Annotated in this window: 15 protein-coding genes; 13 read left to right on the top strand and 2 right to left on the bottom strand. The window is 66.5% G+C overall.

The features are described from left to right. Positions 1 to 190: 190 nt before the first annotated feature. The 13 genes from CCS01_RS32170 (at position 191) to CCS01_RS35850 (ending at position 13,271) form a co-directional block, all read left to right on the top strand. Positions 191 to 1,732 (top strand): exopolysaccharide biosynthesis polyprenyl glycosylphosphotransferase, encoded by a 1,542-nt coding sequence (locus tag CCS01_RS32170; RefSeq protein ID WP_104523363.1) that lies wholly within the window; start codon positions 191 to 193, stop codon positions 1,730 to 1,732. A 114-nt stretch (positions 1,733 to 1,846) separates the two neighbouring features. After that, on the top strand, positions 1,847 to 2,578 hold the full coding sequence (locus CCS01_RS32165) for a P-loop NTPase family protein (RefSeq protein WP_104523361.1): 732 nt from the start codon (positions 1,847 to 1,849) through the stop codon (positions 2,576 to 2,578). A gap of 73 nt (positions 2,579 to 2,651) precedes the next feature. Continuing rightward, a complete protein-coding gene (locus tag CCS01_RS32160; RefSeq protein ID WP_104523359.1) occupies positions 2,652 to 3,983 on the top strand; it encodes a glucosamine inositolphosphorylceramide transferase family protein in 1,332 nt (443 codons plus the stop codon). Positions 3,984 to 3,985: 2 nt separating this feature from the next. After that, positions 3,986 to 5,188, top strand: a complete 1,203-nt coding sequence (locus tag CCS01_RS32155) for a glycosyltransferase (RefSeq protein ID WP_104523357.1) — start codon at positions 3,986 to 3,988, stop codon at positions 5,186 to 5,188. A gap of 2 nt (positions 5,189 to 5,190) precedes the next feature. Further along, complete coding sequence (locus CCS01_RS32150; RefSeq protein ID WP_104523355.1) at positions 5,191 to 5,970, top strand: WecB/TagA/CpsF family glycosyltransferase; 780 nt, start codon at positions 5,191 to 5,193, stop codon at positions 5,968 to 5,970. Next, positions 5,967 to 7,400 carry a VpsF family polysaccharide biosynthesis protein gene (locus CCS01_RS32145; RefSeq protein WP_104523353.1) on the top strand — a complete coding sequence of 478 codons (1,434 nt, stop codon included), beginning with the start codon at positions 5,967 to 5,969 and terminating at the stop codon, positions 7,398 to 7,400. The genes CCS01_RS32150 and CCS01_RS32145 overlap by 4 nt, the downstream gene beginning before the upstream one ends. Further along, positions 7,397 to 8,923: a GumC family protein gene (locus CCS01_RS32140; RefSeq protein WP_104523351.1), complete on the top strand. Its 1,527-nt coding sequence runs from the start codon at positions 7,397 to 7,399 to the stop codon at positions 8,921 to 8,923. The genes CCS01_RS32145 and CCS01_RS32140 overlap by 4 nt, the downstream gene beginning before the upstream one ends. A 276-nt stretch (positions 8,924 to 9,199) precedes the next feature. Beyond that, a complete protein-coding gene (locus CCS01_RS34115; RefSeq protein ID WP_158258729.1) occupies positions 9,200 to 9,553 on the top strand; it encodes a hypothetical protein in 354 nt (117 codons plus the stop codon). Continuing rightward, positions 9,550 to 10,698 carry a glycosyltransferase family 4 protein gene (locus CCS01_RS32135; protein ID WP_158258728.1) on the top strand — a complete coding sequence of 383 codons (1,149 nt, stop codon included), beginning with the start codon at positions 9,550 to 9,552 and terminating at the stop codon, positions 10,696 to 10,698. The genes CCS01_RS34115 and CCS01_RS32135 overlap by 4 nt, the downstream gene beginning before the upstream one ends. Positions 10,699 to 10,758: 60 nt before the next feature. Beyond that, the gene (locus CCS01_RS34110; RefSeq protein WP_158258727.1) at positions 10,759 to 10,935 is read left to right on the top strand and encodes a hypothetical protein; all 177 of its coding nucleotides are present in this window, start codon (positions 10,759 to 10,761) and stop codon (positions 10,933 to 10,935) included. 238 nt (positions 10,936 to 11,173) lie between these two features. Beyond that, positions 11,174 to 12,535, top strand: coding sequence for a hypothetical protein (locus CCS01_RS32130; protein WP_104523347.1), 1,362 nt, complete (start codon positions 11,174 to 11,176; stop codon positions 12,533 to 12,535). Positions 12,536 to 12,859: 324 nt separating this feature from the next. Continuing rightward, positions 12,860 to 13,114: a GxxExxY protein gene (locus CCS01_RS35855; RefSeq protein WP_146102068.1), complete on the top strand. Its 255-nt coding sequence runs from the start codon at positions 12,860 to 12,862 to the stop codon at positions 13,112 to 13,114. Positions 13,115 to 13,133: 19 nt separating this feature from the next. Further along, the gene (locus tag CCS01_RS35850) at positions 13,134 to 13,271 is read left to right on the top strand and encodes a GxxExxY protein (protein WP_158258726.1); all 138 of its coding nucleotides are present in this window, start codon (positions 13,134 to 13,136) and stop codon (positions 13,269 to 13,271) included. Between the two features lie 232 nt (positions 13,272 to 13,503). Here the strand turns inward: CCS01_RS35850 and CCS01_RS32115 are convergent, their stop codons facing one another. Both CCS01_RS32115 and CCS01_RS32110 read right to left on the bottom strand, forming a co-directional pair. Continuing rightward, positions 13,504 to 14,025, bottom strand: coding sequence for a DUF29 family protein (locus tag CCS01_RS32115; RefSeq protein ID WP_146102067.1), 522 nt, complete (start codon positions 14,023 to 14,025; stop codon positions 13,504 to 13,506). A 29-nt stretch (positions 14,026 to 14,054) separates the two neighbouring features. Continuing rightward, positions 14,055 to 15,176: an Mrp/NBP35 family ATP-binding protein gene (locus CCS01_RS32110; protein ID WP_104523339.1), complete on the bottom strand. Its 1,122-nt coding sequence runs from the start codon at positions 15,174 to 15,176 to the stop codon at positions 14,055 to 14,057. Between the last annotated feature and the right edge of the window lie 80 nt (positions 15,177 to 15,256).

Here is a 15,256-nt window from a genome sequence, read left to right as displayed (position 1 = left end):
GTTAATTTGCCGGCGTCGATTGGGCTGCCCGTCCGGCCGAGCCGCAGGGTACTGTCCTTGGCCAGGTTTCAGACGCTTCTCAACTGCGTGATCCTATAAAAAATTTAAGCCGCGGCACGACGCCGCCGGCCCGTTAAACTATGCGGGCTCGTAATGGCTATCACGAGTCAACAGCAACAGGAACAGGCTGATGCCAGGTGTGGCCGAACCGGATATGGCTTTGGATATCGCCGCCCCGACTGAGCCTCTGCCTGGCGCCACCGACGAACCGGGACATCTGTTCCCACCCCGTCCCCGGCTTGCGGTCCGCGCATTGGCCCTGATCCTGCAAGACGCCATCGTCACGGTGTGCATGGCTGCGTTTTGCTACGGGCTCTTCAATCCGTTGCACGGCGTGCGCGTCCCATCGGCCATTGTGGCAATGGCCTGCCTGATCTTGTGCACGATCCTGAGCTTCTTCGAGCGGGGCCTCTACACCGCCGAGGCGGTCATGAGCCGCCAACTGCACGCGCGCAAGCTGGTTCTGGCCTGGGTGCAGGCGGTCGCGACCGGCACGTTGCTGACGTTCTGCCTGGCCTCGGCGGCAAACGACGTCGGCCTGCCGGCTCTGAGCGGCATGATCGCCATGCTGGCCGGCCCGTTCGTGCCGACATTGCTGGCAGCGGGGATCTTCCCGCTGCTGGCAGCCCGCCTCCTGCGCATCCGGGCCCACGGCGGCCCGGCAACGCTGAACCGGACGGTGATCATCGGCGAGCATGACTGCGTCCATGATCTGCTGATGCGCATCGGCACCGGTCACCAACGCGCCTTCGACATCATCGGCGTGGTCGAGCACGGCGCTGCCGGCACCCAGGCGTGCAAGGCGCGGCGCAGCTTCCGCGGCCTGCCGGCGTTCAGCGGCATCGACGCGCTGGAGCGGATGATCCGCCAGGATGCGGTCGACACGGTCCTGGTCGCGCTGCCGTGGGCGGCCGGCGACACCGCGCAGGCAATCGTCCGGCGCATCTCCCTGGCGCCGATCGACGTCTATATCTATGCCGGCATGAAGTCGCTGGACATGCCGCTGCACCGGACCGGCGCGCCGTTCGACCTGCCGCTGCTGATGGCGTGCAACCGGCCGATCAACGGCTGGCGCGGCAGCCTCAAGCGGGCCGAGGACATCGTGCTGTCCCTCGGGCTTCTGACCTTCATTTCGCCGGTCATGCTGGCGATCGCCATCGGAGTGAAATCGACCTCGAAAGGACCGGTGTTCTTCCGGCAGCGGCGTGTCGGCTATAACAACCATGTCATCGAGGTCTTGAAGTTCCGCTCGATGTACACGCATCTGTCGGATGCGGATGCCAGGCAGCAGGCATTCCGAGGCGACAAGCGAGTGACTCCCCTGGGCGCATGGCTGCGGCGGACCAGCCTTGATGAACTGCCTCAATTGATCAATGTGCTGAAGGGCGACATGTCGCTGGTCGGACCGCGTCCGCATGCGCTGGCGACCACGGCGGGCGGCCTGGCTCTGGAAGAGGCAGTACCGATCTATTCCTCACGTCACCGTGTAAAGCCTGGAATAACCGGTTGGGCACAGGTCAATGGGCACCGCGGCGCATTGGACAGCGTCGAGAAGATCGTTCATCGCGTCAACCATGACTTGTACTATATCGAGAACTGGTCGCTTGGTCTTGACATCAAGATTTTGTGGCAGACCGTCAGGCTGGTTTTTGCCGATGACAATGCGTTTTGATTTCGCCAATTGTGCAATACCCCATACTTTGGCGGCCCTAACCACCGGCAAAATGTCATGTCTGGCGGCGGTCATTTCGATTGAAGCCGGGTCTGTGATTTTGGAGATGCCCTCGTGAACAGGCTATCGACCCCCGAGCTGACGATCCTTCGTAAAGCGGCGCCCGCGACCGGATCGAACGACGAGCAGGCGCTCGCGCCGGTGCGGATCGGCATCGGCGCGATATCCCGGCATCACCCGTCCTTCGTGCAGCTTTATTACGCCATCGAGGCGAGACGGACCAGCGCCATGCCGCTGGTCGTGCAGTTCACTTCACCGACGTCGGAAACCGGGGCAAGCACCGTGGCGTCGGGCTATGCCCGCGTCGCGGCGGACGACTGCGCGCAGCCCGTGCTGTACGTCGACTGCAACGGCGTGCCTATGAAATCCCGTGGGCACGGGCCGAACGCGGACCGGCCGACACTGTTCGATGCCCTGCGCCGGGGCCTCCCGCTGGCCGACGCCATCGTGCCCGCGCGCGACGCCAAGAACCTGATGTGGGCGAAGCTGGGCCCCGGCGAGCGTCCGTTGCTGGCGCTGGGCGGCGACCGTCTGCAATCGATGCTCGATATGCTGCGCGCCAGCCATCCGGTCATCGTCCTGGATACGCCGCCGACCGAGGCACCGGAGGCGGCGGCGGTCTCGCGCTATTGCGACGGTTCCGTCCTGGTCGTCGCCGCCGGGCGCACCAGGCAGTGGGAAATCGAAAATGCCAAGGCGCTGCTGGAACGTCTCGGCGGACAAACAGTGGGCGTCGTGCTGAACCGGGAGAGAACCATCCTGCCGCGTTGGCTCGGCCGGAGTTGAAATGAAAATTGTCCCCGCCATGCCCAGGCGTTGAGCCAACGTGACCCTCCTGCCCCAGATGCGCAGATCACCCATGGTCGTCGTCCTCGCCGGTATTGATACATCCGAAATCGTCGATGCCGCGTTGACGGACACGGCCCTGTGTGAGGCGGTGGTACTGCGGCTGGAGCCCGGTTGTTCCGCGCCGTGCGATGCGTTGCTGTGGCGCCTGGAAACGGCAAATGGCGACAGTCTCGACCACGCGGCCTTGCTGCACCGGTACTGGCATCGGCGTCCCTATGCCCTGACGGTGCGGCTGGTCCAGTACGCATCCGGCAGCGCGACGCCCGACGTTCTTGATGAAGGCACCATCGGTACCCGCGGATCGCGTGCGGCGTTCCTTGCCGCGGTCGATCGCCTGGCGATGCGCTTCGTCCGCGACGCCGCACTGGGACGCGCGCGCGGGCCGGCCTGTGTCCCGCCGGTGCCGCGCGCCCACGGCCTGCCCGGTTGGCTGGATCATTTGGGCCAGCGCTGGCACAGCCGGTTCATGACGGAGTGGTGGAGCCTCGGCAGCACGTCCGTTCCGATGCAGGCCGTATTCGACGGCAGCGGCCTGAAAGATATCCGGTGGTATGCGCCGGCCCCGGGCCGCAGCTACCTCGCGGACCCGTTCCCGTGGCCGGGAACCAACCGCATCCTGTGCGAGGACATGCCGACATCCGAAGGGGTTGGCCGGATCATTGCTGTTTCGCAATCTGGCGTCGGGCTGTCGGAGCAAGCCGTCATTCTGGATGACGGGCATCACCATTCCTATCCGTGCACTTTCCTTGAAGGCGACACGGTGTATTGCGTCCCCGAAGCGCCGCAGCGCGGCGCCACCCGCATCCACCGCCTGGCTGACGACGGCAGCCTGGCCCCGGTTTGTGACGTGGCACCGCATTCCCGGCTTGCCGATCCCACCTTGTTCCGTTGGAACGGCCGCTACTGGCTTGGCTGCACCGACCTTGACCTGGGCGAGCACGATAATCTGTGCCTGCTGCACGCCGAGGCGCTGACCGGCCCCTGGGTGCCGCACGCCCGCTGGCCGGTGAAGATCGACGTGCGTGGCGCACGCTGCGCCGGCATGCTGTTCGACGTCAACGGCAGGTTGTTTCGGCCAGGCCAGGATTGTGCCGCCACCTATGGCGCGGCCGTCGCCGTACACGAGATCCTGGCGTTGAGCGAAACGGAATTCCAGGAGGCGCTGGTAACGGTTCTGCGGCCGGACAAGGCCGGCCCATTCCCGCACGGACTGCATACGCTGACCCACGATGGGGAGCAGTTCTGGGTGGATGGGAAGCGCTACGTGCTGGATCGTGGCGCGCTGCTGCACAAGCTTGCCGCCCGGGCGTCCCGGTTGTTGTTCAGAGCAAGGTTAGGTTGACCATGTCCGGATGGGTTCTGACTTCAGCCGACAAGACTCTTGCGGGCATCAGTCCGGTCGTGCCGGGCGCGCCGCGCGCAATCTCCGTCGCGATCTACATGCACGACCTCTCGGGTGGTGGGGTCGAGCGGCAAAGCCTGATTATTGCGGAGGAATTCCGCCAGCGTGGCGCCGACATCACGCTGGTGGTGCATCGCCTGCGCGGCCCGTTGCTGTGCCAACTGCCTGCCGGCCTGCGGGTGATCGATCTCGCGAGCCCGCGAACCCTGCACGACGTGCCGCGGCTGGCGCGTTTCCTGCGGGCCGAGCAGCCCGACATTCTGCTCGCCAACGTCGATCTGAACAATGTCGCCGCGCTGCTGGCCAAGGCGTTCGCCTTCTCCAGGACCAGGATCGTCATCTGCCAGCACAACCCGATCGCCGCAGGGCCGTTCCTCGGGACAGACTGGACGTACCGCTACGTTGGGACGGCTTATCGGCTGCTTCGGCCACTGATCGAACGGGCTGTTGCGGTCTCGGCCGGTGTGGCGAATGACCTGGTGACCGTCGGCGCCATCCCGCGCGAGCGTGTGGTAACCATCAACAATCCGGTGATCGGGCCTGATTTTCGGGCGCGCTGCGAGGAGCCGCTCGAGCATCGCTGGTTCGGCCAGCCCGGCCATCCGGTCTTCGTGACCGCCGGACGCCTGGTTGCCCTGAAGGACCACGAAACCATGCTGCAGGCCCTGGCGATCCATCGCCGGAGCTGTGACAGCCGTCTGATCATCCTCGGCACCGGCCCGATGGAGACGGCGCTGAAGTGCCTTGTGGATCGGCTTGGCCTGGGCGCCGTGGTCGATTTCCAGGGCTTCCACGGCAATGTCCTGCCCTTCTTCCGCCAGGCCGACGCGTTCCTCCTGAGCTCCCTTTACGAAGGGTTCGGCAATGTCATCGTCGAGGCGCTGGGATGCGGGACACCCGTCATATCCACGCGCTGCGAACATGGCCCGGCCGAAATCCTGGATGATGGACGCTTCGGCGTCCTGGTGGAACCACACAATCCGGAGACCATGGCCGCAGCGATGAATCAGGTTGCCACATTGCGCGAACGTTTTCCTGCCGAATTTCTGCGGCAGCGTGCCTTTGACTACAGCTATGCCGCCTGCGCATCCCGTTACGTGGCGCTGTTCAGCGCGCTGGCACCCAACCGGGCCTGGGCGGCGTAAGCATGGCCTTCCGCAAGCGCCCCTTCGGCCTGACCCTCAGCACGGACTCGGCGCGGGAAATCGTCCACGCGGCGATTTGCGATCGGCGCCAGCCGGCGCATGGCGTGGCGCTGGTGGTCACGCCGAACATCGACCATATCGCGATTATCCGGCGGTCGACCGCGATGGCCAGGGCTTACCGCAACGCCGCCCGCATTGTCTGCGACGGCTGGCCGGTGCAGCTTTATGCGCGGCTGTGCGGGGAGCGTCGTGCCCGCGTCACCGGCTGCGAGATCACTGCCGAGTTGATGCGGCTGGCGCCCTACCCGTCGTGGCAGCGGTTCTTCTTTGTCGTTGACACCGAAACGACCGCACGGGCGGTGCGCGCATGGGCGGCCAGCAACGGGCTGGCGGATGCCTGCGAAACCACGATCCCGCCGTTCGGCTTCGAACGTGACGCCGCCGCTTGCGCCGCCATGGCGCGCGCGATCGCGGCGCATGGCACGACCGTCCTGGTGATGGCCGTTGGCGCGCCGCGCAGCGAAATATTCGTCGACACCAATCGGGCGCTGCTGCCCCCCTGCTGGGCGTTCTGCGTCGGCCAGGCGGTGAAGATCGAACTCGGCCTGGTGCAGCGCGCGTCGTCGCGTTGGCAGTCCGCCGGCCTGGAATGGCTTTGGCGCGTGCGGCAGGAACCCGCGCGGTTGACGAAACGTTATGCCAAAGCGACGATCGGCTTTGGCGCCGCGGTGATCGAGGACCAGATGCGCGGCGGCCTGCGCAACTTCGGAAGCGGCCAATGATTCGGACCTTGCGCACGCTGGCGCCGGTGCGGTTGACCGACGTCCGCTCCGCCGCCGGTAATGCGCGGATCCGCAATGCGGCGTTCAACATCGCCCTGTTCTCGGTGATCCTGCATCTGCTCGTGTCCGGGCGCTCGCTGGATGTGATGGGCATTCCCTATGCCACCGTCGGCGGCAACCCGGTGTTCAAGCTGCATCCCGCAACCTACCTCGTCGGGATCGCGTGCTGCATGATGCTGTTCCTGACGCGCCCGGCCGGCAGCGGCCTCGTACGGCTGTTCCGGACCAAGCCGGCGTTGGCGACCTATGCCGTGCTGATTCTGTTCTGTGCATTCTACTCGATTCTCAATGTCGGCTTCAGCGGTGCGGCAGTCTATGTGGAGAGCTATCTTTCCGCCGCCATGCTATGCGTCGCCATGGAAGACGCCAGTGATCGTCAGAAGCGCATACTGGCCTGGTGGATCATTGCCTTGTGCCTCGTCAGCATCGTCATTTCGGTTGGCGAGACGATCACACAAACGCACCTCATTCCGCATGAGGTCAGCGATGACGCGGAAGCCGCCGCGCAGCAAGTTATCGATGACGCCTCGGATTTCCGAGGCGCCGGTCTGTTCGGCCACCCGCTGGGTGGGGCGCTTATGACGTCGATGGCGACATTCCTGCTGCTGCGCATGCGCATGAATGGGCTGCTGAAGGCCGCCCTGTTCACGAGCATGCTGATTGGCCTGCTGAGCTTCAGCGGCCGCGCGGCGCTGGTGACGACGGTAATCCTCGTCACTATGGTCGCTGTCGTGCAGTTGGTGCGCGGCCTGGCGCGCCGTGATCTGAGCCTGGGGTTTCTCGGGGCATTGTTCGCCGGGATCGTGATCTTGCTGCCGTTGCTGATCGTGCTGGTCAGCAGCACCGACATCGGTGAACGTGCTCTGACGCATATGTATATGGATGACAGCGCCGAAGTCCGAAACATGCAGTGGCTGGTGCTGAACCATCTGAACCTGAAAGACGTGCTGTTTGGCGTATCGCCCGTCCGTGAGGAAGTACTGAAATATCAGATCGGACTCGCAGCGAAGAACACCGATATCGAGAATTTCTGGCTGCTGATGTTCCTCAATCTCGGCATCATCGGCTTTGCCGTCTTTCTGGTCGCGTTCGGGTTGTTCATCATCCACCTGGGACGGAGAGCGAACCATCCGCTGGGCTGGCTTCTGCTGCTTGCGGCTATCCTGATCGACTCGACCGCTAATTCGCTTGGCCGCAAAGGCTCCGATCTGTTCTTAATGACGGCCTGCATGATCGCCCTGACCGGTTACCCGAGAACTGCGCCAGCTACCCAGCCTGCTCCGCGGCCACCGCCGCTGGGCCGAAGCCGAACGGCCGAACATGCCGGCCTGCGACCGTCACCTGTTAAACTAGCCGGATTCAAACCATGAACGAATCTCTTGCCCTGCCACCACGCCTGGTGATGCGCGACCTGCTGCTGACCGTATTCACGCAGAAGGGCCGGATCTTCCTGATTTTCTTCTGCGTCACGGCACTGAGCATTGCGATCGCGCTGATGGTAACGCCCGACTACAAGGCGAAGTCCAGCCTGCTGGTGCTTCTGGGATCGGAACATACCTTCCGCTCCACCGCCGGCCAGCAGATGCTGAACACCGGCGGCGTCGATGTGGAGCAGGTGCTGCGCACGGAAGCCAGCATCATTGGCAGCGACGACCTGCACCGGACCGTCATCCGGGAAATCGGCCTCGCGAAGCTGTATCCAAAACTGGTGCAGAAGCCGACCGCGTTCGAGAAGTGGAAGACGGACGTCAAGCAGTTCATCACGGATACGCTGGGCCTCACCGACAAATCCACCGAGGGGGGCGCGATCGACCCGATGGTGCGGGCCGTCGAGCAGTTCGCCCGCAACCTGACCGTCACGGTGGACAAGAAGTCCAGCGTCATCGGGCTGGATTTCACCAACCCGAACAAGGTCCTGTCGGCCGAGGCGCTGCGCGTGCTCGAGGTTCAGTACCTCGAGCTCCGGAAGAAGCTGTACGGCGACGTGCAGGCGCCGATTGTCCAGGTGCAGCATGACGCCATCGGCAAGCAGCTCGACGCCGCGGACGCCGCGTTGCAGGCGTTCAAGCAGCAGCACGACATCAGCAATTTCGGCGAGCGCAGGCAGATCCTGCTGAAGCAACAGGGCGAGCTCGAGATCGCGCTGGCGAAGTCGGAGAGCATGGTTGCCGAGCAGACGGCGCGGCTGACGCAGCTCAACCAGCAGCTTGACACCGTCGCCGGCGGCAAGAAGGGCCGGGCGAACGCGGCGGCGGCGCTGCAAAGCATGGTGCGGGCCTATCACCAGCGTGAGGAGGATGCCGCGACGCATTACCGCGGCTCGCCCGCGGTCGACGAGGCCCGCCGCCAGATGCTGGAGCGGGAAACCGACATCGCCCGCATGCAGGCCACCCAGGCGTACGGCGTGCAGGCGGACCGCAACAAGACCATGGCGGACCTGCGGGCCAGCCTGGCCGGGCATGATGCGATCGCGGCCCAGTTGGCGGCGCTGAACAAGCAGGTCGCCGGCCTGGACGCGGACGAAATGAAACTGCATGAGCTGGAGCGCAACCGCGCGATCCTGGAGGATAATTACCGCGCTGTCTCGAAGATCCTCGACGAGCGGCAGGTGGTCGAGACTGTCGAAGCCAACCAGCAATCCTCGATCCGGGTGATCGAGCCACCGCGCGTGCCGGCGCTGCCGCAGCCGACGCGGCGGCTGATCCTGCTCGCCGGGCTTGTCGTCAGCATGCTGCTGTCCATCGGCTCGGTCCTTGCCTCGCATTTCTTCCGCGCCATCTACCTGCGGCCGGAAGCTCTGGAGATGGATACCGGCCTGACCGTGCTGGCGTCGGTGCCGGAGATGCGGGCGCTTGGGAAATCGTCGGGTTCCGTGCTGGTGGTTCCGGCGTGAGCCCAGCCCAATGGGCAACCCCGGGGCCATGCCAGGCGGGCGTATCCCGTCTGGATCTTCGCGAACGATCGGATCATCCCGATCGTTCCGCTCCACGGGTTCCTGTGCGCCCGATCGATCGCTTTTGATGCCGCTGGTGCGGTGGTGACGATTATACTGTGCCGGTTCTTTAGCGGGATTGTTGGCCGGATTTTTCATTCTGCCATCGAATAGCCTTGACTTCTCCGCCTTCGCTTCAGGCGCCCTGTTTCCACGCTTCCAGCACCTGGATAATCCATGGCCGATTCGCTCGACTCCTCCCGGAAGCCGGTGCTCGTTCCCGGAGCATCGGGCTTTATCGGAGCACGCCTTGACGCTGCCTTGTCCGCCGCCACCACCTGTCGGCCAGTTGCCGCATGCCGCCGTCCCGGCGCGAACGGCATCGCCTGGAATGCGATCGATCCGACCGCGTTGCGGGCAGCCTTGCGCGACCTCGATCATGTGGTGACCGGCACGGCCGGCAGCGACAGGACCATGGTCCAGGCGCCGGCGATGCCGCGGAGGCGGCCGGATGCGATGATCGCGGCCGCGGCGCGCTGGCTGCGCGGCGGCGCCCGATCCCAGCCGCATGCGGAGTTCAGCCTGGCATGAGCAACCGCCGGACAGTCTTCCTTGTCTGCCCCTATGGCCAGATTGGCGGCGGCATGGGCAGCATCATGGACTATCTCGCCTCGCAGCAACACGATCCGCTGGATCGTTTCGACCTCAAGCGGCTGGAGTCGCGCGGCGGCGGCCATATCGCCTTCTCGCCGCTGTTCCTGGCCGCCGCGGTCGGGCGCATTGTCCTGGAGGCCATGCGCGGACGCCTGGCGGTCGTGCATCTGAACCTGGCCGAACGCGGCAGCGTCTATCGCAAGGCCGTGCTGCTGGCGGTAGCCAAACTTTCCGGCGGGCGCGTGCTGCTGCACCTGCATGCGGCGCAGATCGTGCAGTTCCACGCCTCGGTGGGACCGGCAAGAAGAATGCTGATGCGCTGGATGTTCCACGCGGCGGATCATTGCGTTGTCCTGGGAGAGGTCTGGCGCCGCTGGGTGGCGGATACCTTCGATATCAGGGCGAACCGCATCAGCGTGATCTACAATGGCGTCCCGGCCACGGCGCCGCGGCCGCGAACGGTGCCAAGGGATGGGCGGTTCCGCCTGCTGTTCGTCGGCAACCTGCTGGAACGGAAGGGCGTGAAGGACCTGCTGCAGGCGTTCGCCACGCCGTCGCTTCGGTCCCGCAACATCGAGCTGACGATGGCCGGCGGCGGCCCCGTCGAGCAGTGCCGCGCCCTCGCGCAGCAACTCGGCATCGCCGATCGGCTTCGGTTCACCGGCTGGGTCAGCCAGGAGGCAGCCCGCGACCTGATGGTCAATGCCGACGCGCTGATCCTGCCGGCCTATGACGAGGGCCTGCCGCTGGTCATCCTGGAGGCGCTGGCCTCCGCCACGCCGGTGATCTGCACGCCCGTCGGCTCGATTCCGGAAGTGCTGGCCGATCACGAAACCGCGCTGTTCGTTTCGCCCGGTGACGTCAGCGGCATTGCCGCGGCGATCGTGGAATTGATCGACCAGCCCGCCACCGGCCGCCGCATCGCCGCTGCGGGCTCCGCTTTGTATGAGCGGCTTTTCACCATGGAGGCGTTCGCGCGCTCGATCGGATCGCTGTATGCGACGCTGGCGCCGCGGGATGCCAGCCCGGGCGCGCCGGCCTGGCCGCCCGTCCGGGAGGCACGCGATAATCGACAGCGCTGACGACGTCGCTCAGAGCGCCGCGCTGCGGGCGGACGTCCGCATCGCCGGCGGCGGGCCGGCATGAGCCTCGCGCTGCGACTGGCACGCTGCGGCAGGAGCATCCGGTCGCTCGAACCCGGCGGCCCGGAACCCGACGACGCGGTGCAGGCGCTGAACCAGGGCGAGGTCGTCAATCCTGCCCTGCACAGCCCGCCGGATACCGATCGGCCCCGCGTGTCAGGCGGCGGCACGGGCTGAACGCGGCCGCCTGGCCGAGCGCGGGACGGCAAGCCTGGTGCTGGCACCAAACCAGATCGGCATCGAGGCGGTGGTGCGGCGGGACGGCGCCTATGGCGGGCACCGCATCGGCCGGCGTGTCGCCTTCCGCTAATTCACGTCGGCGTGATCATTAAGCTGACAGGCTGCCAGCAGTGCGGATTTGTGCTCAAGACCGCACAGCTACGCAGGTTGTGATATGCGCCGACCATCAGGTTTGATGACAGCCGCGCCGAAGGCGGCAGCCCCGCCCACCGATGCGGCTGCGCCGGCGAGCTATCTCGACCTGTATGGACTGTCGAAGCCGCCCTTCGGCAAGGACGCCGACGCCGCCAATTATATCCTGTTCGCGTCCCACCGGCGCTGCTTCGAGTTGCTGGTCGACCATATGATGAACGGCAGCGGCCTTATCCTGCTGCTTGGCGCGGAGGGCGTCGGCAAGACCGAGACGCTGCGTGCCGCCGGCGACGTCGCCGCCGAATCGGGCATGCCGGTGATCCGGGTCATGCGCCCGCCAAACGGCCGGGTGACGCTTGCGGCTTTCACCGCGGCGCTGCCCGGCGGGGCCGATCCGGAGGCGACAGCCGTCGAGCCGGTTCACGCCATCCTGTCACCGCCGCGCAAGGCTTTGCTGCTCGACGACGTCGACCTGCTGCCGCCGGACGCCCTGCAATTGCTGCTGCGGCTGCTGCAGCCCTCCACCGAGGCAAGCGGCATTGCCGTCGTCGCGACCAGCACGGCCGACATTGCCGCGGCGCCGCCGCGGCCGGAGTTCGGCGAACTTGCCGGCCTCGCACGGACCTCGGTGCGGCTGTCGCCGATCGGCTTGTCGGAGTCCCGGCAGTATATCGAGCGGCTGCTGTGGATGTCCGGTGGGACGACCCGTCGGCTGATCGCGCCAGATGCGTTGCGGCAGATCATCGCCCGGTCAGGTGGCCTGCCCGGCGCCATCAATCGCCAGATGGAGGCGGCGTTCACCGCCGGCTTCGTGCGCGGCGATGTCCGCATCACCGCCAGGACCGTTGCCGCCACCGCCAGGCCCATTGGCCACCAGCCCAGGCCAGCGGCGGCGGTCCAGGCCAGCCTCGCAGCGCGTATCCTGTCTGCCGTCGCCATCGCGCTGCTTGCCGTCGGCATGGCGACGTTCCTGTTCAAGGCCCTGTCCGACCGCCACGGTCAGCCGGCGGCGACGCCCTCACCGGCGCAGGTGCAGCCACCGGCGTCGCCCGGCACGCATGCGTCGGCAGCGGCGCCTCCGCCGCGGGCCAGGACGCCGGAAACCCTGCCGCCCGACGTGATGGCGGCCCTGCTGAAACGCGGCGAGGAGTTCGTCGCGCTAGGCGACCTCGCCGCCGCGCGGCTACTGTTCCAGCGCGCCGCCGAGGCAGGCAGCGCACGCGCCGCGCTGGCGATGGGACGGACCTACGATCCCGAATACCTCTCGCTCGGCGCGGCGCAGGGCGTAAGGCCCGATCTGGCCCGGGCAATGGCGTGGTACCAGAAGTCTGCGGTGCTTGGCGACGCGCAAGCCGAGGCGCTGACCAGGCGCGCCGAGAGGCGAGGTGCGGACAAGGACCGCTAGCGGGTCACCTGGCTTGGACTGTGCCAGCCTGGTTGAGGCAATTGATGTCCCGGCGGCAACTGCGGGAAGCGAGCAGCCGGGCACAGTATGGCTTGTTCCGAGCCAAGTGACCCACCAGTATCGGTCGCCGGGATTGCCGCTGCTATTGGACGTGGGGAAAGGCCTTCTGTCTTTCGGGGCGCCGCGGTTGGCATGGGCTGGGGGATGGGGGCTGTCTGCGGCGTGTGGACCGACGCCACCCGGCACCGTCCGTGCCTGTTCGTCCTTCCGTAATTTTTAACACGGAGAAAGCGGAGGGCCACAAAGGACCACGGAGACCGGACCTTGCTGGCATCCCGGGACATGACCAGCCGCGTCATTGGGCTGGCGATTGATGTTCATCGCACCATCGGCCTGGGCCTGCTCGGATCTGCGTATGCCGCCCGCCTGTGCGATGAACTGGCGCAAGCCGGCATTCCGTTCCAGCGGGAGGCCGGGCTGCCTGTGATGTATCAAGGCCAGCCGCTGTCGCTCGGCTTCCGCGCCGGCATCCTGGTAGCGGACGCCGGTGTTCGTTCTCAGGGCATTGGGCTTCATTGAAGCACGCCTTAGCGCTGCCTTGTCCGCCGCCACGCTGCTGCCGGCGCACGACGCCCGGGTCCTGACTTACCTGCGCATGAGCTACATCCGCATTGGGCTGCTGATGGATTTCAACGCTACCCGCCCGCAGGACGGCCTGCGGCGTTTCATCTCCTGACTCGTTCACACCCTTCGTGGCCCTCGGCGGTCCTTCGTTCACTCCGTGCTAAAGCCGGTAGCCAATCCACACGCCGCCGTCGCCTTGACCCGCCTTGCACTGCTTTCAACCCAGCCACCGCTCGCTGGCAGACGCGACCCCACCAGACCGTTACGCAGCGTCCTTTGCCTTTCGGCCTGCCAAGATTCGCAATGGCTGGGGGGAACGGAGGCTGAATCTCTGATGGGCAGTTCTAGCCCGCCGACGGGATCGGGATCCAGGCGCCAAGCACCTGATCCGGATGATAACCCGTGCCGAAGCGCCGCATCCGGGCCTCCATCGCCTCGGCCGTGGCGCCCTGCCGTTCCAGCCAGTCGGCGGCAACGCTGACGGCCTCATCATTGCCGGTCTGCATCATGGCCGCCACCTCCGGCCGCAGCGACGGGCTCTGGCGCAGGATCGCTGCCGCGCGATCGCGCTCCGCCCGCAGCGTGGCGATCCAATCGGCGCGCGGCTCCCACGCCGGGCTGAACTCAAGCCGGACGAGGTGCTCGACGACGACGCCCAGGCCATGCGCCAGGTCCTGGCGCTGCCTGTGGGCGAGGCCTTCGATCTCGGCCGCCAGATGGTCCCAGTCGATCGCGCGCAGCAGGTCGGTCGAGCGCTCCTCGCGGTTCAGCGTCACGCCGCGCATCGCCCGCAGCGCCTGGGCCTGGCTCATGGCCCAGGTGATGAAGTCCCGCTTGTACTGGCCCGAATCCGGATCGTCTGGCATGACCTGAACAGATACCACAGGCGCGGCGATCACTCGATGACAATCCGCGGCCCGCTGCGCACCGCCGCGCCGGACACTTTGTCCCACACCCGCCTGGCCAGCGCGTCATAGGCTTTCGCCGCCTCGCTGTCCGGCGCCGCGGCGGCGATCGGCTGGCCGGCGTCGGCGGCCGTGCGGATATCCAGCAGCAGGGGGATCTCGCCCAGGAACTCGGTGCCCAGCCGCGCCGCCTCGGCCTTCGCCCCGCCGTGGCCGAAGATGTCGGAGCGGTGGCCGCAGTTCGGGCAGCAGAAGAAGCTCATGTTCTCCACCAGGCCCAGCACCGGCACCTGGGTCTTCTCGAACATCCGCACGCCGCGGCGGGCGTCGATCAGGGCGATGTCCTGCGGCGTGGAGACGATCACCGCGCCGGTCAGCGCCACCCGCTGCGCCATGGTCAGCTGCGCGTCGCCGGTGCCGGGCGGCATGTCCACCACCAGGATGTCCAGCTTTCCCCAGGCCACCTGCCCCATCATCTGCTCCAGCGCGCCCATCACCATCGGGCCGCGCCAGATCATCGGCGTCTCCTCGTCCACCAGGAAGCCGATGGACATGCAGGACAGGCCCCAGGCCTGCAGCGGGATCATCCGGTCGCCGCGCACCTCCGGCTTGCGGTTCAGACCGAGCATCCGCGGCAGGCTGGGACCGTAGATGTCGGCGTCGAGCAAGCCGACGGTGTGGCCCTGGCGGGCCAGCGACACCGCCAGGTTCACCGCAACGGTGGATTTGCCGACGCCGCCCTTGCCCGATGCCACGGCGACGATCGCCTTCACCTCCGGCAGCAGCGCCGGCTTCGCGGCAGGCGCATGTTTCGCCGCCGGCGCGGCAGGACCACGACCCGCGGCGGGCGCCGCCGGTTGCGGCCGGTGCGCGGTCAGGATCACGGTGGCGTTGGTCACGCCCGGCTGGCCACACAGCACGGCCTCGGCTTCACGCCGCACCGGCTCCATGGCCGCGGCGTGGGCGCGATCGGTCAGCAGGGTCGCCTGTACCAGGCTGTCCCGCACCTCGATGCTCTCCAGCAGGCCGGCGGACACGATGTCCTGTCCGGAGGCCGGGTCCTTGACCGCGCACAATGCCGCGCGCAGGGCTTCCTGTGAAATCTCGGCCATGGTTGAACAAACCCTTTATCTTGCAAAGATGACACGGCCAGCGGATAAGCACCACGTCGCGAGCGCCTGTCCAGACGGAT

The organism is Rhodopila globiformis, assembly GCF_002937115.1.
GTDB classification, from domain to species: Bacteria; Pseudomonadota; Alphaproteobacteria; order Acetobacterales; family Acetobacteraceae; genus Rhodopila; species Rhodopila globiformis.
This window is presented reverse-complemented; position numbering and strand designations above follow the sequence as displayed.